This window comes from Pedobacter hiemivivus, from assembly GCF_005144565.1.
Taxonomy (GTDB): domain Bacteria; phylum Bacteroidota; class Bacteroidia; order Sphingobacteriales; family Sphingobacteriaceae; genus Pedobacter; species Pedobacter hiemivivus.
Window position 1 is genome coordinate 89,249 of record NZ_SWDX01000012.1, and the last position, 24,569, is coordinate 113,817.

22 protein-coding genes and 1 pseudogene are annotated in these 24,569 nt (G+C 37.3%); 9 read left to right on the plus strand and 14 right to left on the minus strand.

Annotated elements, in window-relative coordinates:
- The first annotated feature begins 59 nt into the window (after positions 1–59).
- Together FBD94_RS22785 and FBD94_RS22790 are read left to right on the plus strand one after the other, a co-directional pair.
- Positions 60–941: a helix-turn-helix transcriptional regulator gene (locus tag FBD94_RS22785; RefSeq protein WP_136881922.1), complete on the plus strand. Its 882-nt coding sequence runs from the start codon at positions 60–62 to the stop codon at positions 939–941.
- A gap of 60 nt (positions 942–1,001) precedes the next feature.
- The gene (locus tag FBD94_RS22790; RefSeq protein WP_136881923.1) at positions 1,002–2,018 is read left to right on the plus strand and encodes a GntR family transcriptional regulator; all 1,017 of its coding nucleotides are present in this window, start codon (positions 1,002–1,004) and stop codon (positions 2,016–2,018) included.
- Between the two features lie 7 nt (positions 2,019–2,025).
- Here FBD94_RS22790 and FBD94_RS22795 read toward each other — a convergent pair whose 3' ends face one another.
- Positions 2,026–3,315, minus strand: a complete 1,290-nt coding sequence (locus tag FBD94_RS22795) for a DEAD/DEAH box helicase (protein ID WP_136881924.1) — start codon at positions 3,313–3,315, stop codon at positions 2,026–2,028.
- A 270-nt stretch (positions 3,316–3,585) separates the two neighbouring features.
- Between FBD94_RS22795 and FBD94_RS22800 the strand changes: the two genes are divergently transcribed.
- Positions 3,586–4,014: a VOC family protein gene (locus tag FBD94_RS22800; RefSeq protein WP_136881925.1), complete on the plus strand. Its 429-nt coding sequence runs from the start codon at positions 3,586–3,588 to the stop codon at positions 4,012–4,014.
- 54 nt (positions 4,015–4,068) lie between these two features.
- On the opposite strand, the gene FBD94_RS22805 is transcribed toward FBD94_RS22800, so the two are convergent.
- Positions 4,069–4,860: a response regulator transcription factor gene (locus FBD94_RS22805; RefSeq protein ID WP_131608996.1), complete on the minus strand. Its 792-nt coding sequence runs from the start codon at positions 4,858–4,860 to the stop codon at positions 4,069–4,071.
- A 166-nt stretch (positions 4,861–5,026) separates the two neighbouring features.
- Here FBD94_RS22805 and FBD94_RS22810 point away from each other — a divergent pair, with 166 nt between their 5' ends.
- The 3 genes from FBD94_RS22810 to FBD94_RS22820 are packed head-to-tail and all read left to right on the plus strand — an operon-like array spanning position 5,027 to position 9,491.
- Positions 5,027–5,890 (plus strand): DUF3575 domain-containing protein, encoded by an 864-nt coding sequence (locus tag FBD94_RS22810; protein WP_136881926.1) that lies wholly within the window; start codon positions 5,027–5,029, stop codon positions 5,888–5,890.
- A 55-nt stretch (positions 5,891–5,945) separates the two neighbouring features.
- Positions 5,946–7,037 carry a winged helix DNA-binding domain-containing protein gene (locus tag FBD94_RS22815; RefSeq protein ID WP_136881927.1) on the plus strand — a complete coding sequence of 364 codons (1,092 nt, stop codon included), beginning with the start codon at positions 5,946–5,948 and terminating at the stop codon, positions 7,035–7,037.
- Between the two features lie 45 nt (positions 7,038–7,082).
- A complete protein-coding gene (locus FBD94_RS22820; protein ID WP_169472388.1) occupies positions 7,083–9,491 on the plus strand; it encodes an alpha/beta hydrolase family protein in 2,409 nt (802 codons plus the stop codon).
- Between the two features lie 4 nt (positions 9,492–9,495).
- On the opposite strand, the gene FBD94_RS22825 is transcribed toward FBD94_RS22820, so the two are convergent.
- The 11 genes from FBD94_RS22825 to FBD94_RS22875 all read right to left on the minus strand — a co-directional run bounded on the left by FBD94_RS22825 (position 9,496) and on the right by FBD94_RS22875 (position 22,101).
- Positions 9,496–10,716 (minus strand): ABC transporter permease, encoded by a 1,221-nt coding sequence (locus tag FBD94_RS22825; RefSeq protein WP_131609139.1) that lies wholly within the window; start codon positions 10,714–10,716, stop codon positions 9,496–9,498.
- A gap of 443 nt (positions 10,717–11,159) precedes the next feature.
- Positions 11,160–11,936, minus strand: a complete 777-nt coding sequence (locus FBD94_RS22830) for a glycosyltransferase family 2 protein (RefSeq protein WP_136881929.1) — start codon at positions 11,934–11,936, stop codon at positions 11,160–11,162.
- Between the two features lie 3 nt (positions 11,937–11,939).
- Positions 11,940–13,241: a hypothetical protein gene (locus FBD94_RS22835; protein WP_136881930.1), complete on the minus strand. Its 1,302-nt coding sequence runs from the start codon at positions 13,239–13,241 to the stop codon at positions 11,940–11,942.
- Between the two features lie 23 nt (positions 13,242–13,264).
- Positions 13,265–14,581, minus strand: a complete 1,317-nt coding sequence (locus FBD94_RS22840) for an HlyD family efflux transporter periplasmic adaptor subunit (protein WP_136881931.1) — start codon at positions 14,579–14,581, stop codon at positions 13,265–13,267.
- Positions 14,582–14,585: 4 nt separating this feature from the next.
- Positions 14,586–16,787 (minus strand): peptidase domain-containing ABC transporter, encoded by a 2,202-nt coding sequence (locus FBD94_RS22845; RefSeq protein WP_136881932.1) that lies wholly within the window; start codon positions 16,785–16,787, stop codon positions 14,586–14,588.
- Positions 16,788–16,835: 48 nt separating this feature from the next.
- Positions 16,836–17,465: a glycosyl transferase gene (locus tag FBD94_RS22850; RefSeq protein ID WP_136881933.1), complete on the minus strand. Its 630-nt coding sequence runs from the start codon at positions 17,463–17,465 to the stop codon at positions 16,836–16,838.
- Between the two features lie 5 nt (positions 17,466–17,470).
- Positions 17,471–18,115, minus strand: coding sequence for a glycosyl transferase (locus FBD94_RS22855; protein WP_136881934.1), 645 nt, complete (start codon positions 18,113–18,115; stop codon positions 17,471–17,473).
- 83 nt (positions 18,116–18,198) lie between these two features.
- A complete protein-coding gene (locus tag FBD94_RS22860) occupies positions 18,199–19,584 on the minus strand; it encodes a TlpA family protein disulfide reductase (protein WP_136881935.1) in 1,386 nt (461 codons plus the stop codon).
- Between the two features lie 52 nt (positions 19,585–19,636).
- Complete coding sequence (locus FBD94_RS22865) at positions 19,637–19,855, minus strand: hypothetical protein (RefSeq protein ID WP_136881936.1); 219 nt, start codon at positions 19,853–19,855, stop codon at positions 19,637–19,639.
- 208 nt (positions 19,856–20,063) lie between these two features.
- Positions 20,064–21,659, minus strand: coding sequence for a thioredoxin domain-containing protein (locus FBD94_RS22870; protein WP_136881937.1), 1,596 nt, complete (start codon positions 21,657–21,659; stop codon positions 20,064–20,066).
- 223 nt (positions 21,660–21,882) lie between these two features.
- The gene (locus FBD94_RS22875) at positions 21,883–22,101 is read right to left on the minus strand and encodes an Arm DNA-binding domain-containing protein (protein ID WP_136881938.1); all 219 of its coding nucleotides are present in this window, start codon (positions 22,099–22,101) and stop codon (positions 21,883–21,885) included.
- 72 nt (positions 22,102–22,173) lie between these two features.
- Here FBD94_RS22875 and arr point away from each other — a divergent pair.
- From arr to FBD94_RS22890, 3 genes and pseudogenes are all read left to right on the plus strand, one after another.
- Positions 22,174–22,554 (plus strand): annotated as a pseudogene (gene arr, locus FBD94_RS22880) (NAD(+)--rifampin ADP-ribosyltransferase); the annotation flags it as partial.
- A 125-nt stretch (positions 22,555–22,679) separates the two neighbouring features.
- A complete protein-coding gene (locus tag FBD94_RS22885; RefSeq protein WP_136881940.1) occupies positions 22,680–22,889 on the plus strand; it encodes a prefoldin domain-containing protein in 210 nt (69 codons plus the stop codon).
- 52 nt (positions 22,890–22,941) lie between these two features.
- On the plus strand, positions 22,942–24,216 hold the full coding sequence (locus tag FBD94_RS22890) for an exo-beta-N-acetylmuramidase NamZ family protein (protein WP_136881941.1): 1,275 nt from the start codon (positions 22,942–22,944) through the stop codon (positions 24,214–24,216).
- A 74-nt stretch (positions 24,217–24,290) separates the two neighbouring features.
- On the opposite strand, the gene FBD94_RS22895 is transcribed toward FBD94_RS22890, so the two are convergent.
- A complete protein-coding gene (locus tag FBD94_RS22895; protein ID WP_136881942.1) occupies positions 24,291–24,557 on the minus strand; it encodes a hypothetical protein in 267 nt (88 codons plus the stop codon).
- Positions 24,558–24,569 lie beyond the last annotated feature (12 nt).

The window sequence follows — 24,569 nt, forward strand, 5'->3', positions numbered from 1 at the left end:
AATTTAACTTTTGAGCAATAGCAAAACTTTCAATTTAGTAGGAACATACAATTTTATACATGTCAGATTTTGATACCCGCTCCACCACAGAAAGGAGCATTATAAATTTTAAAAAGTTTAATCTTGATGGGAAGATCAGGTTAGGCCGGTATTCCTACAAGCATGTACATGGCGAACTGGAAACCCATTCGCATGATGGCATGATGGAGATCTGTTATTGTGATAAAGGTATGCAAGTATACGAGGTGAATGGCAAAGAGTACCAAATCAGGGGTGGCGATGTATTTATTACCTTCCCCAATGAACCTCATGGAACAGCCCGGCACCCTGAAGAAAAGGGAGCTTTATACTGGCTGATCGTTCAGATTCCCAAAAATGAACGTTTCCTACATTATGATGATGAAGAATCTGCTGTATTTATAAAAGAACTAATGTCGATCGGACAAAGGCACTTCAAGGGAACTGATAGTATGAAGAAGATGCTGGACCAGCTCTTTATCCTGCACGAAGAACCTGTACAACAACCGCTACATAAATTGCAGACCTTAAACCTGATCAGCAATTTTTTATTAACGGTAATTGAATATTCGCAGAAAAATGTAGCCAGGGAGCAGTCCGACAGAATCTCGGAAATCAGAAACTATATCCATACCAATATTTACCAAAGTCTACCTATTGAGCTGCTGGCCAAAGAACTCTGTATGTCGGATTCCCATTTTAAAAGCTGGTTTAAAAAGGAGTTTGGAATGCCCCCGGTAGATTATATTTTACGTACCAGGGTTGAGGAAGGGAAAAAACTATTGCAATTACCAGATGCTGAATCGGTAACCTCCATTGCTTTTAAGCTCAATTTCTCTTCTTCTCAATACTTCGCGACCGTATTTAAAAAGTATACAGGAGTAAGTCCGGCGGAATTTAAACAGCGCCACCTAAAAACTTAATTGCTATATTTTAATAGAATTATGACCTATTTTTGCGAAGACTAAACATGACCAAGAAAAATGAGCTATAATGATGCTGGGATCATAAAAATTGACAATGCGTTATCACTGCCATTGTATAAACAGATCGTTGCTTCTGTTCATGAGGCTATATCCAATGGCACATTAAAAAATGGCGACATATTACCTTCTGTAAATTCAATTGCCGCAGCACATTCACTGGCACGGGGTTCTATATTTAAGGCGTATAACGAATTAAAGACTGCCGGAATTATTGATTCTACACCCGGGAAAGGCTATTTTGTAACGAGCACCAATGTCCAAGTCAAGAAAAACATTTTTTTGTTACTCAGTACATTCAATCCCTATCGGGAAGTATTGTACAATGCCTTTATAGACCAGATCAAAAATCAGGCAACGGTAGACCTTTACTTTCACCACCATAATATCAGTGTTTTTGACACACTGATCCGAAATCATGCAGCCTATTACAACACTTTTGTAATTATGCCGGAGATCAACAAAAAAACAAATGGTATTTTAAAACAGCTGGATGCTAAAAAGCTTTTCATCCTTGATTCGGGCTTAAATGAATTTGGCAACGACTACCCCTGCGTTTGCCAGAATTATGAAAAGGATATTTCGGGAATACTTAAGGCACATTTTGAGCAGCTTAAAAAATACAAAAGGATCATTTTATTGTTTCCTGACAACATTAAAACTGAAGGTGTAGTAAATGGTTTTACAGCGGTATTCAAAAAAACAGATTTCCCGGCAGAGGTGATCAGGAATACCAGCGATTATGAACCGCAGCAGTTTGACTGCTGTATTATTATGGACGACATTGACCTGGTAAAAATGATGCGTGTCACAAGGAAGAACAAGTGGAAACTCGGCACTGATATTGGCATTCTTTCTTACAACGAAACACCACTTAAAAGCATCATTGCCGATGGCATTACGACCATTACCACAGATTTTGAACAGATGGGAAAGTCAATGGCCGATATGATCATTAAAAACAAACCAGCGCGCATAGAGAATCCTTTTCTGATGATAGATAGGAAATCTTTTTAAGAAGCACTTAGCCGTGCTTCTTCTTCATCGTCATTTTAGCCTTCTGCCCTATCCCGTAGTTATGGGTTTTTGAGTTACTTTCCTTTTTCTCATGGAAAGCTCCACCACCAATAGGTCCTTCAACAACTACTTTTTTGGTTTTAATCGAGGCTGCTTTGGCAGCTTTATCAATCACCAAATCTTCAGGCAAATCCATCACATCGATTTTTTTACCCATAGATTGTTCAATCTTTCTTACTTCAGCAAGTTCAAGGTCAGTCGCAAAAGTAATTGCAACCAGTTCGTTCGCATCCCCTTTAACCACCCTTCTTAAAAAAGTTTCCTTTTCTTCAGGAATCTCAAAATGGAACATGAAATTGATACCTGAAAGATCAAGATCCAACATACCTTCATTCGCGACAATTAAAACTCTCGCTTCAGGAGTATCCTTAAAATCCTCTATATGATCAAAACCATCCTCATCAAAAAACAAAGGGTTTAATACCGTAACAGCACCAGGTGTCGCCGAATGCAAGTTTTTAGCCAACTTTTGAGCAGTTAAACGAGTATTTACAAACACAACAACCTTATCAAATACCTCATCGTCCCTTAGTAAAAGATTCAACAGGTTAATCTTTGTCTTAGCATTAGGTACCTGATACAGTAAAAGCTCATGCGTTTCCACTTCACTATCACCCAAATCTTCCACTTCAATTGTGGTCGGAAAATTCATAAACTGATCAATCATCAGGCTCAGTTTATCATGTATTACAGTAGTAAATATCAAATGTTGTACTTTACCAGCGCTTCTGGCCAGCTCGGCCACAGGCAATTGCATCCCTTGCTTTACAATTACTTCTGCATCATCAACAATAAAAGTTTGGAGTCTATTTAAGTTTAAACCTAACTTAAGATAAACAGCACGCGCCCTTGTTGGTGTTGCTACAACAATATCAATACCCTCTAAAAGGTCATTAATGTCGTCATCCATACCACCTGTACCATACAAACCTATAATCCGCAAGTTCCTGTTTTTGCTTAACAACATAAACTCTTCAATTACAGCCTCTACGCGTTCTCCACCAGGCACCAAAATCAACACCTTAGGTGCTTCATCAGTACTGTATTTTAGCTTCATTAAAACACCAAGCACATAAGTGGTAGTTTTACCACAGCCTTCGGGACCAATAGCAATTATATCCTGCCCACCAATAATCCGCGACATTGTTTTTGCCTGAATTTCTTTTGCAGAGATGTATCCCGCATCATTCATTGCGGCTATAAGCGACTTGCTTAGTTTTAATTTATCTAACGACACAGTATCTTTATTAATTAATCAATTCGCAAATTTACGGATTTTACCATGTACTCCGTCTTTCTATCTGTAAAAGATGTCAATCAATCTACTTACGTTAGAAATGCTGATCACAATTATGCCGCAGACCGCCCCTAACATTGGCGTATTACCACCCATCCATTTCAGGCCATTAAGGTTAATTTTGAATTGGAAGAACAGACAATAAAAACGTTTGTTATTAACAGTACAACCTATCAAATAACATAAAACTTACACTTAAAATTCAAAATTATGACTACGCTTAATCCTTATTTGAACTTTCCGGGGACAACCGAAGAAGCTTTTAATTTGTATAAGACTGTAATTGGTGGCGAGATCACAATGATCATGCGTTTCAGGGATATGCCCGATGATAAAACACCTGAAAATGAAAAAGACAAAATCTGTCACATTTCACTAAAATTTCCTAATGGCAACATCCTGATGGCAACAGACACGTTGGAATCTATGGGACAGAAAATAATATTGGGAAACAACTTCTACCTATCTCTTGGTGTAGAAAGTGAAGCCGAAGCAGACCGTATTTTTAAGGAGCTATCTCCCGGCGGAAAAGTAGAGATGCCAATGGAAAAAATGTTTTGGGGAGACTATTTTGGCATTGTCCAAGACAAGTTCGGCACGCAATGGATGATTACTTATACCTACCCACAAGCAAAATAAATCAATTAATTGATCTGCACAGTAATGCGATGGCTGACTGTGCAGATCATCTTTTTATATTACCCCATTTTTAATTGCAAAACTTACCAAAGCAATGGCATTTGCTGTATGCGTTTTATCATGCATATGTCTGCGGTGATTATTGATCGTATGCTCGCTAATAAACAACTTATCGGCAATCATTTTACTACTCAACCCCTCTGCCATCCATAACAGCACTTCCTTTTCACGCTTAGAAAACAACTTGTCTTCCTCGTTTAGGTAATACACCTTTTTATAGATGGACTCATGCTCACCGATTCCAATACCATCAACTTTATCAACCGTTTGTACGATAGAATTGTGGTTACCAAAATGATTGATGTTCATGATCATCCCCATACTAAAGATCGGATTCCCTTCCTTATCCGATAAAAAACAATTACGCTGAAGAAAATCTTCATAAATACCTTCCCTGTTCTTCATCCGCTGCGTATAAGAGAAAACATAGTTCTTATGCTCTTCTGGCTTGATTTTTTTTAAAATGTCCAGTCGATCCGGAAAAATCTCTTTATCAAAAACATTCAAATGATCAGGATCATAAATCTGAAGCGTATGATTAATCCCATCTTTTAAAAAACATTCGGAACTGTAACCGGCAAAATTATCAGACATGTTGATATACATCCCCGTCCGATAATCCAGCAAGTAAATAAATGGGACATTGTATCTAAAAAATGAGTAAGCGAAACCATTGGCTTTGATGAAATCATCAAATGCAGTTAGGCTAAATTGGCTGGACTCATGAACACGCTGCCTTAAGTTCTCCAAATAGCCAAACCATGTTGGCCTACTTTTCGTTTTCATAGCACATTTTTATTTTATTGAATGACTAAATCTAAGGGATGATGTATACTACAATACACTCAGGAAGCAAAAAAGTTTTGTTATAGAATGTGAGAAATAAAATGACAACAAATTGCTATATACTAAGAAGTTAACTAAGCTTAAATTTAACTAAATTTTTCGCACCATGAAACATTTATTAACCTTAAGGGCTCCTGGGATTTCAATACTCTGGGGGACGTTACTCCTGTTAGCACTATCTGCAACCGGAGCAAAAGCACAGTCTGAAACAGACAGCATAAATACAGATAGCACAAAAACAACAATTGACACTCCTAGAGTAGAAAAGGATCCTAGGCCTTATCGAAAAAATCTGATAAAGATCAACCTCGCTGCATTAACCATGTTAAAAAGTTACAACTTTAGTTACGAGCATTTACTAGGCCGAAAAGTCAGTTTTGTATTTGGATACAATAAGATGTCAGAAAATACACTGTCGGACCTTCCAATTACAGAAAGAGTATCCGACAAAATATTTGATGATGATGACAGGATAAAAGATGATCTGGACAGAATCAGGGTTTCAAATACAGCCTATACTGCTGAGTTTCGCTTTTATGGTGGCCAATTCTCCGGAGCAAGAGGTTTTTATCTCGCCCTATATGGTCGATACGTGAATACCAAGATTAATTATGATTATGAATTCCAGGCCAACACCAGAACCTATAACGTTCCTTTAAAATCGAACTTAAAAGGCTATGCGGGCGGTATTCTATTGGGAAGTCAATTCATCATTTCCAGGACCATATCACTTGACATTTATGTTGGCGGCCATTATGGAACCATAAAAGGCGATGCTGATGGACCTGTTGATTTAAGTACAATGTCGCAACAGGACAAAACGAATTTGAGAGAGGATATCGAGAGTACGACGACCATCCGGGATAAACAATACGTAAATGCAACAGTCACCAATTCAGGTGTAACAGCAAAAGTAAAAGGTCCGCTGATTGGTTTAAGAGGTGGATTCAGTTTAGGAATTGCATTCTAATCGGGGATTGCTTTAGGCTCTTTTGATCTGTAAGTTAGTTTATTTAATTTGCAGGATGACAAAAGCAGCGTTACTGAATCATAGACTTGTTAACCAACAGATCTCGGAAACTGTATTTAAAACCCCTCAGGAAATTGTGAGTTGGATGGTGGCCATGCAAGCTCAGGAATATGCAATGTCGAAATGGGCAATTGCCCTACGCTTAAAAGGTATAACGGAACAGGATGTTGAAAAAGCTTTTAATGAAGGACTAATTTTAAGAACACATTTGTTACGGCCAACCTGGCATTTTGTAACTCCGACAGATATCAGGTGGCTAATTGGACTCAGTGCGCCCAGGGTTGAAACAGTTATGGCTTTCTATAACCGCGAATTGGGACTTGAGAGAAATCTGTTTAACAAATGTAATAATCTAATAACCAAAGCGCTTGAAGGTGGCAAACACCTTACGCGAGCAGCGATTGCTGCGGAGCTACTGCGCTCGGACATTCCTTTGAATGGACGTCAAATAGGGCATGTAATGATGCAGGCAGAACTTGACTGTATAGTTTGCAGTGGTGCGAGACAAGGCAAACAGTTTACCTATGCCCTATTTGATGAACGTGTACCTGCGGCTAAACCGATGCCACGTGAGGAAGCATTGGCCTTATTGGCGCATAAATACTTTAGTAGTCGAGGGCCGGCGACAATCAAAGACTTTTCAGTATGGTCGGGTTTAACACTCACCGAAGCAAAAAAAGGAGCAGCAGCAATGAGCAGTTCAGCCTTTTTTGAGGAAACCTTTGAGGGGAAAACATATATTTTACCTTTTGAAAATCCTTCCGGTATTTTCAACCGAGCTGCAACAAGCTTATCCAAAAGCTTCCTCATGCCCGATTATGATGAATATGGCATGGGCTATATAGACCGCAGTGCCATATTTAACCCGATTAAAATAACTCCCGACTTTAAAAGAAACAATCCAGTATTTAACAGGATGATCATTATTGATGGTATAATTGAAGGCACATGGCAGCGAACCCTAAAAGGAAAATCCATTGTTGTGGAGACCTTTCCATTCCATATTTTAAATAAAACACAATCCTCAGCCCTATCAAAGGCAGTCGAAAGGTTTGCCAATTTCGCTGGGCACAAATTGGAATCTTAATCGAAAGAATCTTAAGTTTACACTTTGTAAAGTTAAATATCGATTATGAAAAGACTTATACTTCATCTATTTCTACTAGCAGGCTCCATTAACCTTTACGCGCAAGATGCCGTAGATTATCAAATTCCTCCAACAGAGATGGCCGACCTGCTACTAGCCAAACCAGCACCTGCGGTTAGCATTGATAGCAAGGCAGAATGGATGCTCTTGAGTGGTCGCAACTCCTATCCATCGGTAGAGGAACTGGCCATGCCTGAATACCGCATTGCAGGGTTACGAATCAACCCGGACAATTACTCGCTAAGTAGACAAACTTATATCAATAGCTTTACACTTAAAGACATTAAGACTGATAAAAATTTTACCATTACAGGCCTTCCAACTCCATTATTTGCCGGAAATATAAGCTGGAGCCCTGATGAGAAAAAAATAGCTTTCACCAATACCACTCAAAAAGGGATAAATCTTTACCTCATTGATATTGCAACCAAAAAAGCGACAAAAATCAATAAGCAATTCCTTAATATGGTGCTTGGCACAGGTGTAACCTGGCTAAATCCAACCACCTTATTGTACAAAGTGGCTACGAGGCCTGCCAGTGCAGCACCTAAAAAACCTTTAATGCCTAAAGGCCCTACGGTACAACAAAACTTAGGCAAAGCCGCCCCAAGTGCGACCTATCAGGATTTAATTAAATCACCATACGACGAGCAATTGTTTGAGTTCTTTGCTACCGCCCAGTTGGTGAAAAATAAAAATGGTGTAGAAACACCTATTGCTAAACCTGCAATTTATTCGAGCGTAAGCAGCTCTCCTGATAAAAATTATTTGCTGATCAGAACGATAAAAAAACCTTTCTCTTACCTCGTTTCTGCAAATGGCTTTCCCTCTACCCTAACTATAACAGATTTAAGTGGAAAACTGGTTAAAACACTTGCAGAGCTACCTTCAAGCGAGGGCCGACCTTCGGGTTATGACAATGTACAAAACCTGCCTCGAGGCTATGACTGGCGCGATGACGAACCTGCCACCATCATCTGGGCACAGCCTTTGGATAGCGGATTAATCAAAAAACAAGTAGACTTTCATGATGCCGTTTATGCCTTAACTGCCCCTTTTAATGGGGAAGCAAAAGAACTTTTCAAAACCCAAATGCGCTATCAAGGAACTGCCTGGGGTGATGCTTCCCTGGCACTGGTACAAGAAGGACTACGAAGCAAGCAAAAACTTAAGGTAAGCCGCTACAATACCACAACTGGCAGCTTAGAGACTTTGTACGAGCGCAACGAAACCGATGCTTATAATGACCCTGGAGAACCTGTTATTACTAAAAATAAATATGGCCGACAAGTTATTCAACTCCTCAACAACGGAACTCAGCTATTGATGAACAATACCGTTGGTTCTTCGCCCAAGGGAGACTTACCCTTTCTCGCTAAGTTTGATCTGGGAACAAAAAAGAATGAGCTCATTTGGCGTAGCGCAGAAGGAACTTACGAAGTTGTAGTTGATGTATTGGATGCAAACAAGCTTGTTTTATTAACCAGAAAAGAATCGCAAAAAGAGGTTCCTAACTATTTCATCAAAAATTTAACACTCCGCATAGCCGACCGCCAAATCAGCAACTTTACCAACCCTTATCCACAACTGGATGGTGTTAGTAAAGAAAAAATCACCTACAAACGGGCTGATGGCATTGACTTAACTGGCAACTTATATCTGCCTAAGGGTTATGACAAAAGCAAAGATGGGCCCCTCCCTGTACTGATCTGGGCTTATCCACGCGAATTTAACTCTGCCGCCGATGCTGCACAAATCAGAGGTTCTAAGGATCGTTTCACTACCATTAGCTGGGCTTCTCCTATTTATTGGGTTACACAGGGCTATGCCGTACTAGACAATGCAGAGATGCCAATTGTATCAGTAGAAGGGAAAAAACCAAATGATACTTTTATTGAGCAACTAAAACTAAATGCGGAAGCAGCAATTAACAAACTGGTTGACGCGAAGGTTGGCGATAGGAATCGTATGGCCGTTGGTGGTCACAGTTACGGAGCTTTTATGACGGCCAACTTACTTGCGCATACCAACTTGTTTAAAGCTGGTATTGCACGCAGTGGTGCCTACAACAGAACATTAACTCCATTTGGCTTCCAAAATGAAGAACGCACCTATTGGGAGGCTCCACAACTGTATTATGAGATGAGTCCGTTTAGTTACGCCAACAAAATTAAAACACCATTACTATTAATACATGGTGATTCGGATAACAATCCGGGAACCTTCCCGATCAATAGTGAACGTCTATTTAACGCCATTAAAGGCTTTGGTGGCACCAGTCGTTTTATATTTTTACCTTATGAATCACATAGTTATAGCGGTAAAGAAAACTTGCTTCATATGCTTTGGGAAATGAACACCTGGCTTAACAAATATGTAAAGAACGCCAGGTAAATTTTTACTTAAACCTAATCGCTTTTAGTGGACTAATTCGGCTAACCAACATGGAAGGTAATATCAATACCACGAGGCAAATCACAAATGTGGCCAGGTTTAGGATCAAAACATCAACGAAATGAATCTCTATCGGGACGTACGATAAATAATATGAAGTCTGGTCTAGTTTATAAATGTGTGTGTATTGCTGTAAAAACCCTAAGCCCAATCCCAATATATTACCAAGCAATAGCCCAAAACCTACGAGGTAAAGGGCATTGTACATAAATATTTTCATTACGCTATAGTCCGTCATGCCGAAAGCTTTCAATATGCCTATCATATTGGTTCGCTCAAGGATCATGATCAATAAAGCGGTAATCATATTGATCACCCCTACGACCATCATCAATACCAACAACACTTTTGTATTGACATCCAGTAAGGACAGCCAGGTAAAAATTGCCGGAAAATACTCGGAAACAGACTCTGATTTTAGATTCAGCTCCATGTTCTCGTAAATATGATCGGATACTAATTTTAATTTAGAGAAGTCTTTAATTCTGATTTCAATACCACCAATCTCATTAGGCTTCCAGTTATTCAACCTTCTGATGATGTTTAGATCGCCGATTACAAAACCCTTATCAATTTCTTCAACACCGATGTCATAAATACCTACGATTTTAAAGGGGCGCTTACGTGGTGGATTCTGTACAAAGTACATGATAAAGTCGTCGCCAACTTTAAGTCTTAATCTGTTGGCTGTAAATTGAGAAATCATGATTTGCCTTGTAGCTTTAGCGCTATCTGCAAAATCAATCACTTTACCACTAACCAAATGCTTGCGAATATAATCCCAATTAAAAGTCTTATCTATCCCTTTAAAATTGATCCCTTCAACCTCATCATTGGCCGAAATAATTGCTGGTTTTGTAGCATAAGGCTGGTAAAATTCTACATCAGGATTGTTATTTAGCTGATCTATCGTTTTCTTTTGGGGCACAAAAGGCAAAAGTTCAAACGAATTATTTAAACTGTATTTAAAGATCCTTACATCTCCAATATAGCCTCTTACCTTCTCCTGTATTTCTGTTTTAAACCCCTTTATAATGGCGACAGAAAGCATCATCACCGCCAGACTTAGCATGACTCCTGCTATAGCGATACGAACAATCAACTTAGAAAAAGTACGCTCTGATTTTATGGCTATCCGCCCTGCTATGAAATATTCCGTATTCAATCTTTTCACCTGCTATTGTGGTGTAAAAGTGCATTTTTTTAAATTAAGATTTTAAAAAAAATCTAAATCAAAAATAAAGGCTCAATTAAAAACCTAGACAAACATGCCGAAAAATTAACAACAGAGTAATTTATAAGCCAAAATTACGTTTTAAATTAATTAATTTAAACAATAATTATACATAAAGTGTAATACTATAAATATTTATGCATATTTGTAATAGTATTAGAGACAGGAGAAAAAGCTGAACAGCCGTTTTTTGGTAGGCGTTTTAACTGAGCAGTCTCATAAAAGCCCCTTAGTTGGGGCTTTTATGAGACTGCTGTTACAAATATCGAATATGTGGATTAATACTATCATTTTGTACAGATTTAAAACGCATCCCCTCTACATATTTCATAATGCTCAAATTATGCCAAATAATCTCAACATAGCTTTTCCCCCTAAATATTTTTACGATAATCATAAATAATTTCTGAAAAATCAGTTCCCCAGTTTAAATTTTGAAAATCATCCATATCCGGGATAAAAGCTTTTCTCTTTGTGCCTAGAGGTAATGCTTTCGATTTTTTTGATCGATCGGTATATCCGCTACTTTTATCCTCATAATGAATTAATATTGCATCATTAACCAATATTTTTTGCAAACCTATATATTCTAATTTGGCCCTAAGGTTATCGTCTTCACCTCCCCATTCTTCAAAATTTTCTGAATAGCCAGTAACCTGTTCCAAATATTGTTTGTTTACCATTACACTGCCATATGAGAGAAATGCGTTCAGCGATCCATTAAAAGCACTCTCATATGATCCAAAAGCTACTTTTCCTATAGCAAAACTGTGTTTATAATTTTCAGTTATATACCTTAATCTGAAAATGGCATCAGTATGAAACATACTTTCAGGGCTACACACCATAATATAGTCTTTTGTTGATGCTCTAATACCCACATTGATTGCTTTTGCCGGATTTCTCCATCTATGTAATTCTCTATTGATTATTATCAACCAGTTAATCAGTGGATATTCTTTTATTAGAAGCATTAAATTGCTTTCTCCTTCCGGGTCATCCATTACGATAATCACCTCTAAGCCATTTCGTTGAAAATATTTTGCATTTAAAGGAAGTATACGTTTAAAATCTACTAACTTTTTATAGAATGGCAATATAATACTGGTATTGAAATTTGTTAAAATAGGGTGATAATCAGGAAAATGCATGTTCTAAATATTAGTAATAGAATTAAAAATCAGGATCCTACTCTTCCATAACATCAAAACAAAGTCAACAATATCCTTTTCTGAATACTCAATTTTAATTTTACTTATTTCGTGGATACATAATCTTCCATTACATAGCCGAAGGATTGAAATTTCATCTTTACCTAATTTTCCTAAAACTTTTCCAGAGATTTCATTTACTAAAACAGTATAAATCTCTTCTTTTTCCTTAATTTCGTTCAATTGTATATTAGAAGCAATTTTAGGTTTTAAGAGTAGTCTGCCTGCTTTACTTTTAAGGTATTTATAAAGGTTTATGCAATTCTCCATTTGCAGGCAAAGCTGGTCTATCCATTTATTATTAATGGCATCTTTAAGAGGCCTTATGACCAGATCATCCAATTTGTCAACATTGAAGGGATCATATGTTCGTACAGTTTTAAGAGTTTTGGTAATTTCGAAATCAAGTAATTGTTCTGGAATCTCTTCACCAATAGTTCCCCCAATTCTTCCTTTAAATCCTGTCCTTATAAAATCTTTTAAGTTATCTTTATTTACCTGTCCTCCGAGCCCATTTATACCAGCAACTATTACAGCTTTACCGCTCAATAGTGCTGAAATAGCAATCTCTTTAGATGAGATTACTAAATAATGATTCTGGAAAAGTCCTTTTAAAGACATTGGTGTTTTTGTTAATTTAACATTACCATTTACTAAGGATTTAAGGATTGACAGCACATTCAAACTGGCAACTATTGTAAAATCGATGTCTGGATTTGTATTAAACACCTTCACCATTATTCTTGTCACATTTAGCCCTATTGTTTCGTCCGTAGCAAAATATAATACCTTAGATCGATCAGCAATCTGTTTGCTTGTTTTTATGTTCCAGTAATTAATTCCATTTATGTTTATTCTGGAAATCAAGCTAACAGGCAGATCAAATTTCATTGATAACGCATCATCTGTTATAATAACTTTATATAGATTTGGGAAGTCAATATATTGGTCGATGAGATCACTTGAATTACATAGGAAAATCAACGGTTTTTTTTTGATATATTTTACTACAGATAAAAGATGATGATTGCCTTGAACAATAACGATATCCCAATCGTCTTCATTTAAGCCCTGTTCTTTTGAGAAATATTTATAACGTTCATTAGGTCTAACTTGGTCTATAGATAGAGGGTCATAGATATACGTATCTTTGTATAGTTTTGACAGTTCATCCAATATTAGCATCATTTTGCTTCTTATTTGATGTTTTACCTCATGAAGATTTGTTGTTACGAGTATTTTCATCGGAGCTGTTATTTTGAATAACACTAATTTGTGCTATTCAACATTTTGGTAATATTTCTTATAAATCTTTGCAGTAAAGAGCTTTCTTCGGTAATGATCTCAGCATCGGCCTGCATGCCGTTCTTCAGGACTATCCCATGCTCAGGGTCTTTATTTTCAAAGCGCTCAAAGCTTATCTTGGCAATAAACACACTGTCCTTAAAAGCCACATCAGAAATATAATTGACTCTGCCCCTGATCAGCCCATATTGTTCAAAAGGGAAACTCCTCATTTTTACCAGCGTACGCTGTCCAGTTTTTACCTTACCCATATTGTACTGCGGGATGTAAACCTCACCAAAGAAATCTGTATTCGCTGGATTGACCATAAATACCTCCTGCCCTACATTCAAGGTCTGGTTCTCCTGCACAATCCCGGCATAGCTAATCTTGCCATCTACCGGTGCCCTTAAAATGTACTGGTTAACCCAGGCATCGGTTTCGGTGAGCATATTGCTGAGCGATTGTACAAACTTTGCCCTTTCGTCTTGTATGGTATGCTCCAGTTCCAGTATTTCCTTTTGCTTGGCTGCATAGCTGGTATTGTTATTCAGTAAAGCAGTAATACTTTGCTGCAAGGGGTATTTGCCGGCAAGGTATTTGTTTTCCTGCTGCTTGTACTCGCTGATAGAGACCATGTTTTTCAGGTATAGCTTTTTATAGGCCTCAAATTCGTGCTCCATATTGGCAAATTCCATTTCTTGGATCTTCTGCTGGCCAATGATCTGGGCCTTCAGCTTTTCAATATCTTTTAAATCCCGCTCTAGGTATTGCTTCCTATTCAGGTAATAACCACCATTTTGTGCTGATACATATTGAAGGTACTGCTGGTAAAAGTTCTGGTAAGCACCCTGCAGTTCGCCCAGATTTAAGCCCTTGACCAGTAAATTAGGAGCAACACTGGTTACACTTAGCTCCTGGATAATATGCGTCAGAATGCCCTGTAGTTTCAATACATCCTTGTGATTGGCCGTACTTTCCATAAAGGCCAAAGGTTCATACTGTTTAACAGTAGTACCTTCGGCAGCAAGTAGGTTAAGCAGCTTGCCTGTTTGCTTTACAAATACGGCCTTAGGCGCATTTAGCGAATTCACTTTTAGCGAGGTTTTGACTACATCGGGGTATTGGATAAATGCCGATACCAGCACAATGGCTAGCAAGATTCCGAAGACCAAAGTAATGCCCCTGCGAAGAATCCAGGAAGGCACAGCAGTGATGATCTCCTGCACTTCCTCGCTGTTCACCTCCAAGCTATTGATCCTTTTGTCTGTTTCTTTTATATTTTCTATTGCTGTCTCCATGTGCTTATATCCCCAGTTCCAACTGATTTTTTACCAGCTGATAATATTCACCATTGGCATTTACCAGTTCTTGGTGTGTGCCCTGCTCAATAATTACGCCTTTCTCTAATACAATGATGTTGTCGGCATGTTTCACGGTACTTAATCTGTGGGCTACCACCACTACGGTACGGCCTTTAAAAAAAGTCTCAAGGTTTTCCATAATCACCTTTTCATTGTTGGCATCCAGGGCATTTGTGGCTTCATCAAAAAAGATATATTCAGGGTCTTTGTACACGGCCCTGGCAATCAGCATCCGCTGCCGTTGCCCCTGACTAATGCCATTTCCTGCTGCACCGATCTTGGTGTTCAGGCCTAAAGGGAGCTCCTCTATAAATTCACGGATATTGGCCACTTTTGTGGCGTGCAGCAGCTTGGGCATATCCGGGTATTCATCGCCCACGGCAATGTTGCGGGCAATGGTATCTGAAAAGATAAAACCGTCCTGCATTACAATGCCACATTTACCGCGCCAATGGCGGTAACCAATCTGCTGCAAATAGGTACTCCCCACCTTGATCTCGCCTTTTTCAGGCTCGTAAAAGCGCAGCAGCAGTTTTAAAATAGTAGTCTTGCCACTGCCACTCATTCCTACTATGGCAGTTGTTTTCCCTTCGGGGATATTTAAGCTGATGTTTTGCAGCACGGGCTCATTGCCGGCACCGGGATAGGTAAAGACTATGTTTTGCAGACTAATGTTTTTGCTCAACGGCAGCTCCCTTAAAAACTGTCTTTCAACAGGCTCCTCATCTTCCAGTTCATGGATCTCGTTTAAACGCTCCAGACTGATCTTGGCATCCTGGAAAGATTGCAGAAAGCCTAGCAATTGCTCTATTGGGCTGTTCAGCTGGCCTACAATATATTGGATGGCCATCATGGCCCCTAAAGTAAGCTGCCCGTCTATCACCGATTTGGCCACCATAAAGGTGATCAGGATGTTTTTACCCTCGTTGATGAAAAAGGCACCAAACTGTTGGTATTGGCCCAAGGCCAGGCTTTTCATACTGAACTTGAACAAACTGGCCTGGATCCTTTCCCATTCCCAGCGTTTTTGCTGTTCGCAGTTGTTCAGCTTAATTTCCTGCATGCCACTGATGAGCTGTACAATGTTGCTCTGGTTCTCGGAAGAAATGTCAAAGCGTTTGAAATCCAGTTCCCGACGTTTTTTAAGGAAGAAGATTACCCATAAGCTGTAAAGTACACTGCTAACCAGGAAAATGATGAAAATATTGATGTTGTAATAGGCCAGTACAAAAGCAAATGCTACCAGGTTAAATAAGGAAAATATGGCACCTAAAGAAGAACCAGTTAAAAAGCTTTGGATACGGCCCTGGTCGCTCATCCGCTGCATGATGTCGCCTGTCATTTTGGTTTCAAAGAAACTCAATGGCAGTTTCATCAGCTTAATCAGAAAATCTGTCAGAATAGAAATGTTAATCCTGGTGGTGATGTGCAACAGTATCCAGGAGCGGATAAAATCTACACTCATTCTACCTAGGAAGAGCATGGTCTGGGCAATCAGAATGATGTAAACAAAATTCAGGTTGCGGGTATTAATCCCGATGTCGACCACTGATTGTGTTAAAAAAGGAAGGATCAGCTGCAGTAAGCTGCCTACCCCCAAACCTACAAACAATTGTACAATGAGCTTCTTGTACTTGTAAAGATAACTAAGCATATAGCTGAGGTCTAATCCCTTAGAAGGATCTCCGCCCTGAGCATAGAACTCCGGTGCAGCTGATAGTATTAAAGCAATCCCTTCGGAATGGCCATTGTTCTGCGTGCTGAGCCAGCATTTCAAAAACTCACTTTCTTTATACTCGATTAGTCCACGGGCCGGGTCGGAAATGTGGTAGGTTCTTTTTGAGGAGGATCTTGAATTGATCTTGTACAGCACCACAAAGTGTTTTTGTTGCCAGTGTACGATGCAAGGCAGGTCTATCTCCAGCAATTTTTCAAGGCTTAACCTCACCCCTGAAGTGCGAAAACCGATTTTTTCAGCTGCCTCACTGATCCCCAATAAGGAAACCCCTTCGCGGTTGATGCCGGAGATTTCGCGCAGGCGCTGTAAACTGTAATTGCGGCCGTAATGTTTGGCAACGATGCGCAAACAGGTAGGGCCGCAGTCCATCTGATCGGCTTGTTTATAGTGGGGGAAGGATTTCAAAATAGTTTATATGTAGAGGAATTAAATTTTAAATATGAGATCAAACGATTAAGTTTTTTTTATATACTTTAAATAAGTATTTCTAATACTTTCAAGCCGGGTTTTAGTTAATAAATAATCAGAGTTTACTAAGTTTTTTTTTCTTGATATAAAGGGATACAGTACCATTTTATGGCTTGTCAAGCTAGAAAACACTTCATCAACTATATCTAGTTTATTGAATTTATAATTCAATATATCCATAAATATTTTTTTATATACAACAATAAACTGGGTAGATAAAAACGAGCTTATCCAAAATCTGCTTTCCGTTAAAGGAACGGCATGTCCGAAGTTATCTATATATCCAAAAAGAAGAGTCGCCCCCTGATCATTTGCTTTTACAATATTTTCAAATAAATATTCTTTAGAATATTTATTTGAAAAACGATGTTCTTTATTACAAACTATGAACATATCACTTTCCTCTGTGATTGCAGTTTTTGTTGCCGTAACAATTCCTTTCCAAAGGCAGGCCTCTTTAGAACCCTCACTATTTTCAGTAATTATTTTTACATCAAATTCTGGATTCATTTTAAATGGATTCAGAATTTGATCTAACTTATTTGTTTTCTTTAAATTGAGAACATATGTGGGAATTAAGATATCGTCATATGGATTTGTTGTAAATTCACTCATATCGATTAATATTTCATATTATAAAAAGAGCCAATTTTAACTAGACAATCTAGCCTCTCAGATGAGGCGTTAAATATTTTCTCAACATAACCTTTAGTACTATTCTTTGAAGTAACATCAGAATAGCCAAATTCTTTTTGTGTCGATACAAAAGGATAAATAATCAATTTATTTTCTGTGAGTTCCGATATTAAATAATCACATGGATCATCAACTTCTAGGATGGTTTGCAAAATAGTATTAAAAAATTTCCGATAAACTACAGTAAATTGGAGCCCATTAAATTTATCTGCCCAAAACAATTGAGGAGAAATTTGCACAGCGGTATTAAACCAACTTACTCCTCCTAACAAAATATCGGCATCAAGTTCTTTAGCTTTATCTATTAAATTAAATAACATCTTTTTATCATAATATTCAGTGAACTTATGATCATCTTCGGATATAATGATGAATTCGTCGTCAATCGGAACAAGCTCACTAATAATATACTTTATAGTACTCCACAAACCAACAGCGCCAATTCTATTTTCATTAGCTTCGACTATAAATAAATTGAATTCATCTTTCCTTAAATATTCTTTTATCGAATGAGATTTTCTCTCAGGTCTTCTTTTTAAGTTAATTACATAAACATTAATAGACTTCATATTGAATTGTGTACTTTTTAAATCTGTATTTTACACATGTTTTTTTTAGAAATGACTAGCAAAAAACCTTAAAAGTGTAAATTTCATTGTTCAAGCTGCGTTAATTTATTTAGTAGAATAGAAAGCTTTTTTTCACTAGGTCTTGGCGCATTTGAATTTATAAGCTTGCCATCTTTACCGATTAGAATGTAATGAGGAATCGCAGTAACCTTAAATTGTTTCGAAATGCTTGCGTCAAAATCTTTTATTACCAAATAACAATTTTCTCGATTTAGCTTCATTCGTGAGACTGTATTTTCCCATGCATTTTTATTTTTATCAAGTGAAAAATATAAGAATACAACATCTGATTTTACGAACTTTTTAGCTAATACCAGTGAATAAGGAATTTCGTCTATGCATGGATTGCACCAGCTGGCAAGGAAGTCAATATAAAAAATCTTTTTGGGGTATTTTTTATATAAGTCAGATAAAGAGAGCACCGAACCGTCGGCACCTAGTAATTCGTTTTTCGAATTCTGTTTAAGATTATTAAATTCATATAGATTTGTAATGTATTTCTTGTAGTCATCATTTCTGCAGTCTGCTATAAAACTTCTATAATTAAAATTAAATGATTCTAATTTTCTATTTGCATAACCTTTCAATAGGCTAAATAATAAAAAGTCTTTAGTTTCGCCCTTAAACTCATTCTTAATAATGTCATAAATATCACCTTCAAGTGGGACTTTCTCTAAATAGAATAAGTAATTTAGTGCAAATTGTCGGTATGTCTCAATGTTTAAACATTGTCCGCAATCTAGATATTTTTTTAAATTAATAAGGCTATCCCTGTAGGGTAGAGGAATTTTATTCTCCATAAAACTTTTCGACAGCAAAAAACCAGCTTTTTCTTTCAATAACCTGTAGAATAAATACTTATCGCCAAAATTTCTTAGAGAATCCGAAAGTGAATATTTATGACAGTAATCAATAAAATACTTTGATTCTATTTTATAGATAGTCGATAATACTGAATCACGCTCTGCAATATTAATTAATGATGCTATTTTTTCAGTATTTACAAGAGTTTTTTTGCTCTGGTTTAAATTAGATGAATTTATTTTCTTTAACGAGTGTAATTCATGCCGTCTTTCAATTGAGGTTCCCGTAACTACGAAATTGTTCTCTTTATTTGTCGATAATTTAAAAGAACATTGATTATAGACAAAAAGCGGTTCTTTATTACCAAGGCTACTATATAAAATCAAAGGTAGTTTTGAATAAATTTTCTTAGTTTCTTTAGGAAGGATGCTAATGCTGATAAAATCACTAACCAGATCAGTATAATTCAAATACAGCTTATTTTCCGATACATTTTCTATAGATATTACATCTTCTTTATAACGTATTTGTCCAAACACATTTACATCCATTAAAACACACAGTAGTATATTTATAAATACAAATTGGCTAAGAATATTTTTCATGAATTAATATTTTTTATTGGGACACTAAAATACTTAGTGTCCCAAAATAAGTTTAGCAACTTGAGCAACACCATGTTGCGTATGCTCCACATTCGCTCTCGCAATTTGCTTTCTCCTCTGCATTCCACCTCTCCGCACTTTCCATTGCCTCGGCCTTGGATAATCCTCTTGTTTCATCCATTTTAACGCCATGTGTATTATACATATTTACACCACATCCGGTACCACTACTGCCATCTTCCTCTTCGCTTCCACCCAGAATTTTTTTCATTTGACCTCTTGATAATACCTCGCCTTTGTATAGATTTAAGGTACTTAAGCTTAATTTTTTCATGCTTTTTGTTTTAAAATTTGTAATTTTATTTGTACCCTTCTGCGCTAGGATTACTTCAAGCGGCATTTTTTTACAACCTTTATGCTCGTTACTAGAGTTGTTTCGTTGCAACCGGCAACTCCTTTTGTACAAAATTTTTCCAATATTAATTTAGCAAGTATTTTATATCTTCTAACTTATATGGTTCCATTAGCTTATATCCATTTATCAAAATGGTTGGAGTTGATGTCACTTTTGCCGTATTACACCAAGTGCTTTGCTTTTCGGTAATAGTATTCATTTCAACGCTTAAGATTGTCGGATATCTTTTTTTCCAGATTTCGTAACTTTTATTAGCTTGTAGATACCAATCGTTTAGTGCTCTTTTGGCAATATTTTTATCGTTTAACAAACTCAAAGCAGAAATATGTCTAGCAACTTTAGCCCTTTTATCATCATGATTATTTGGAGTATTGAAAATAATCTTTAATTGTATTTCGTCATTTAGTGCAACCAATTGATCCAAAACCTTGTGAGCAAAGGCGCAAGGGCTGCAGAATGGATTGCTTATCATAGTAATCACAGTCTCCGCCTTGGGATTGCCATATATTATAGGCATTAGATCGTCAGGTACCGTATGTTGATCTTGAGCGTACAGTAATTGATTAAATAGAGTTTTATTATACTTAAATTTCTTGAGTTGATATTTCAACGGCTCAACCTCAATTGCTTTTAACAATACGGGTTTGATAAATTTCCAAATTGCAGCAGGGAGCAAGAAACAAAGCAAAAGAGAAAATAGAGTTGATGGTTTAATATTAAAAGCATCTGTTTGGAAAGAGTTACCACCAATAAAAAATACAATCGCTTCAAACCAAAATAAAGCCTGAACCGAACTACAAAGAAGACACCACCTTTTGATTCGGATCTGATAAGCGATAGAATAGAAAGTATAAGGAAGGCACAATAAATTTAACCAGCTCAAGCATTCAATATCCGATATGTTTAACACTAAGCAAATAAAAGAACCAAAGAAATAGAACATTCCAATTTCACTCCAACTTAGCCAACTAGTTAATTGAGCAGCTTCAGACTTCAGAATAGCGTTACAGTCATTCTTTTTTCCCAAACTACATACATCTTGAATAAATGAACTATTGGAATTTATGCTGTAGATGAGTAACAAAGTGCATATAATAATTCCTGAAAGCTTTACACCTAACAATGTAATGTATGCCCAGTTAGCGCCTGAATAATTAATGGTATTCAGTATAGCTATAAGAACAATTAACATTAAAAAGGGTAAACGAGATTTATTGAATCGTCCTTTTATGAGGGCTTCTTTATAATTTGATTCGCCACTTTCTAGATCTTTTTCTGCATATAATATTATTCCGTCCCAGTCCTTTAAAAATTCTGTCACTTCAAAAGTCCCTTCGGTTTTCTGGCCATCATTAAATTTCACTACACCATGTAGAATCTCATTTACAAGGATAAATCGGCCCTCTCGCAAGTTTAGGTGGGCAATAAAAGGGGTAGGTAAGTCTTCAGTTATACAGTTCTCTTTATTTATTTTAACAGCCTCATTAGGAATATTCCATGAAGTTAAACAATCAGTTAAGGCTAGTAAACTAGGATAATCAGGATGTTGATGTAAATCGTCATTAATCGTAAAAGCACTAACAGGAATATTTAATTTTTTTATAAGCGCAGTAAGCACTGCAATAGAGTTTTCCCTTTTCGGTTGGAGGATTGAGAGCATAAGAAACGTTTGGTACGTCTAATCTATAGAAAATATAATTAAATTTCAAAAAAAAACTTTTAAACATCCAATTCTGATTGATAATGATAGATTGCAAGAGGCAATCTACGTAAAATAACAAGTCCAATCCTGACAGTTTTAATAAGGCATAGTAATTAATACATTTGATTGCTTGTTTAAAATAGGATTAAGCATTACTAGTTAAATGATATATTTGATAAAGTTAGCTAATCACAAACTTCCGCTTCATCTTATCCAGAAAGGCGTTAAAGATTTTAGTATGCCCCGCCTTAGCGTTCCATTGTTCCGGTTCGCACTCGCGGCGAGTTGCAAGTTCCGCGCGTTTTCCCTCAACGGTAATCCTCAAATAAATGGAAGCAGCACCTTTAATGTAATTCTTTGACTTTTTTAGATAGAAAAGCAGACTGAAATTCGTTTTCACAAGTTAGGTGACCGAGATAATGCAAAAAAGGATCAGGAATTAGCAAAGACTTTCGAAGACAGGCCATCTGATAAAGGCCCCTTTTATCATGGAACGAAAGCGGATCTACAGATTGGCGATTTGCTAATAGCAGGAGGCAAGTCTAATTACAAGACCGAACTTATCATGAATCATGTTTATTTTACCGCCTTGGTGAACGGAGCAGGACTCGCCGCTGCCTTGGCTAAAGGTGATGGATCTGAACATGTTTATATCGTTGAACCTACAGGGAACTTTGAAAACGACCCAAACGTTACTAACAAAAAATTCACAGAGAATCCCACCCGTTCTTATCACAGCCAAGAGCCTCTTAAAGTGATTGGCGAACTAACAGATTGGGTGCGAATAACACCTGAGGAACTCAAAAAATGGCAGGAAAAACTAGCGAATAAAAAAGGAGAGATTATTAATTAAAACGAGGCTTTTTGTGATTCCACTGAAATTGTCGGCATCCCGTATTCCCAGTTCTCAAAGCTTGTTTGTTTAGTACCCAAACAATCTGACCTTATTTAAGGTTTATAAGTAAAAACAGAACGATAATGGCAAAATCAACTATTGAAAAAAAGATAGACACCAAAGTAAAATCTATCCAAAATCAGATTAAAAAACTGCAAAATGATTTGGTACACTGGCAAAAAGTCGCGAGCGATTATGAAACAAACAGAGAAACCATCGAATCAATCCTATCTGTACACAATGCCCCAGATCTAGGTAGCAATAAGAAAGGAAACGGTGGTGGTAAAAACTGATTAATCATTTTTTATTACCTTTATCTTTATACACAACGAAAAAGGTTATTAAATGACACGATCCTTAAAACTCCTCCTCAACGCAGTCTTATGTTCTTTTCTGCTTCAAGCTTGCAGTCCATCAACGACCGTAGCTTTTAATCCGGCCGTTCCTAATCCTTACAAGGTAAAGGCGGAAGATGTTGATAAGCCTAAAAATGGAAAGCTACTTACCGGGGCCGAACAAACAGAGCTCTACGTACCTTATTTAAAAGGCAAACGTGTAGGTATGGTGGTTAATCCAACCTCTATAATCGGTAAGGAAACAACTGTTGACAGTTTGTTGAAACTCGGTGTCAACATTGTTAAAATATTTGGACCTGAGCACGGTTTTAGAGGAAACGCCAGCAACGGAACACACGTTGATGACGAAATTGACACTAAAACAGGGATAAAGGCCATTTCATTATATGGAAAACATTCTACACCTACCAACGCAGAACTGGCAGATGTGGATGTGATGGTATTTGACATCCAGGATGTAGGTGTACGTTTTTATACCTATATCAATACTTTGCAACATGTAATGGAAGCTTGTGCGGCCAACAAGAAGGAAGTTCTGATCTTGGATAGACCAAATCCTAATGGTTTTTACATTGACGGACCAATACTAGATCCTCAATTTAAATCGGGCATAGGCTTAAAACCAATCCCGGCAGTACATGGACTAACTGTTGGTGAATATGCTCAAATGTTGAATGGTGAGAACTGGTTGGACAATAAGCTGAAATGCAAAATTAAAATCATTAAAGTGGCCAATTACACCCACGACACACCATATGAACTTCCCGTTAATCCTTCACCAAACTTAAATACGCCACAGTCTATTTTACTGTATCCAACGACTTGCTTATTTGAAGGAACGTATTTGAACTATGGTCGGGGTACACAGTTCCCATTTACCATTGTAGGTGCACCAGCATTAAAAGGTAAATACGAATTTTCTTTTACGCCCGTAAGTCTTAAGGGCATGTCTGAAAGCCCGCTGTTTATGAACCAGGTTTGTTATGGTTTAGACCTTAGAAATTATGACACCAATAACTTCAGAAAAACAAAGCAGATCAACTTAGCTTGGATGATAGAATTATATAAAGCCTCACCAAACAAAGCAGACTTTTTTAACTCTAAGTTGAGCAAAGAAATGGGGACGATTGAGCGACTCATTGGCGTTGCTGATTTCAGGAAGCAAATTATTGCAGGAAAATCAGAGCAAGAAATCAGAGCCAGCTGGGAACCGGGGCTAAGTCAGTATAAAAAGATGCGCAAAAAATATTTGTTGTATCCTTAAAATATTATCCACATAAAATGGCAAAAGGCCCTGCAATTGACTATTTGCAGGGCCTTTTTAATTAAAAACAATCTTTACTTAGCTTCAACTGTCTTTTTATCTTCTACAACATTTTTCTGTTCAGGTTTATAAATTGCACCTGTTGCAAAATCTACAATAAGGCCGGGCCAAAACAAGAGGATATCGGCAATTAAGGCCACCGGTCTAATCGCGCGGGAAGGCTCTCCTTCTTTCGGCTTTGTACGCTGTGCAGTAGTTACTTTACCGCCAAATACGGTGGCGCAGCTAGATAAAATGCAAACGACTAATGCCATTGCAATAATACTTGTGTGTTTTTTCATTTGTGTGTGTTT

Excerpts from the sequence above, each read along its gene's own strand:
- FBD94_RS22785 (WP_136881922.1), top strand. The coding sequence starts at position 60 with ATGTCAGATTTTGATACCCGCTCCACCACAGAAAGGAGCATTATAAAT.
- FBD94_RS22790 (WP_136881923.1), top strand. The coding sequence starts at position 1,002 with ATGAGCTATAATGATGCTGGGATCATAAAAATTGACAATGCGTTATCA.
- FBD94_RS22800 (WP_136881925.1), top strand. The coding sequence starts at position 3,586 with ATGACTACGCTTAATCCTTATTTGAACTTTCCGGGGACAACCGAAGAA.
- FBD94_RS22805 (WP_131608996.1), bottom strand. The coding sequence starts at position 4,860 with ATGAAAACGAAAAGTAGGCCAACATGGTTTGGCTATTTGGAGAACTTA.
- FBD94_RS22810 (WP_136881926.1), top strand. The coding sequence starts at position 5,027 with ATGAAACATTTATTAACCTTAAGGGCTCCTGGGATTTCAATACTCTGG.
- FBD94_RS22815 (WP_136881927.1), top strand. The coding sequence starts at position 5,946 with ATGACAAAAGCAGCGTTACTGAATCATAGACTTGTTAACCAACAGATC.
- FBD94_RS22820 (WP_169472388.1), top strand. The coding sequence starts at position 7,083 with ATGAAAAGACTTATACTTCATCTATTTCTACTAGCAGGCTCCATTAAC.
- FBD94_RS22830 (WP_136881929.1), bottom strand. The coding sequence starts at position 11,936 with ATGCATTTTCCTGATTATCACCCTATTTTAACAAATTTCAATACCAGT.
- FBD94_RS22835 (WP_136881930.1), bottom strand. The coding sequence starts at position 13,241 with ATGAAAATACTCGTAACAACAAATCTTCATGAGGTAAAACATCAAATA.
- FBD94_RS22840 (WP_136881931.1), bottom strand. The coding sequence starts at position 14,581 with ATGGAGACAGCAATAGAAAATATAAAAGAAACAGACAAAAGGATCAAT.
- FBD94_RS22850 (WP_136881933.1), bottom strand. The coding sequence starts at position 17,465 with ATGAGTGAATTTACAACAAATCCATATGACGATATCTTAATTCCCACA.
- FBD94_RS22855 (WP_136881934.1), bottom strand. The coding sequence starts at position 18,115 with ATGAAGTCTATTAATGTTTATGTAATTAACTTAAAAAGAAGACCTGAG.
- FBD94_RS22860 (WP_136881935.1), bottom strand. The coding sequence starts at position 19,584 with ATGAAAAATATTCTTAGCCAATTTGTATTTATAAATATACTACTGTGT.
- FBD94_RS22865 (WP_136881936.1), bottom strand. The coding sequence starts at position 19,855 with ATGAAAAAAATTCTGGGTGGAAGCGAAGAGGAAGATGGCAGTAGTGGT.
- FBD94_RS22870 (WP_136881937.1), bottom strand. The coding sequence starts at position 21,659 with ATGCTCTCAATCCTCCAACCGAAAAGGGAAAACTCTATTGCAGTGCTT.
- FBD94_RS22885 (WP_136881940.1), top strand. The coding sequence starts at position 22,680 with ATGGCAAAATCAACTATTGAAAAAAAGATAGACACCAAAGTAAAATCT.
- FBD94_RS22890 (WP_136881941.1), top strand. The coding sequence starts at position 22,942 with ATGACACGATCCTTAAAACTCCTCCTCAACGCAGTCTTATGTTCTTTT.
- FBD94_RS22895 (WP_136881942.1), bottom strand. The coding sequence starts at position 24,557 with ATGAAAAAACACACAAGTATTATTGCAATGGCATTAGTCGTTTGCATT.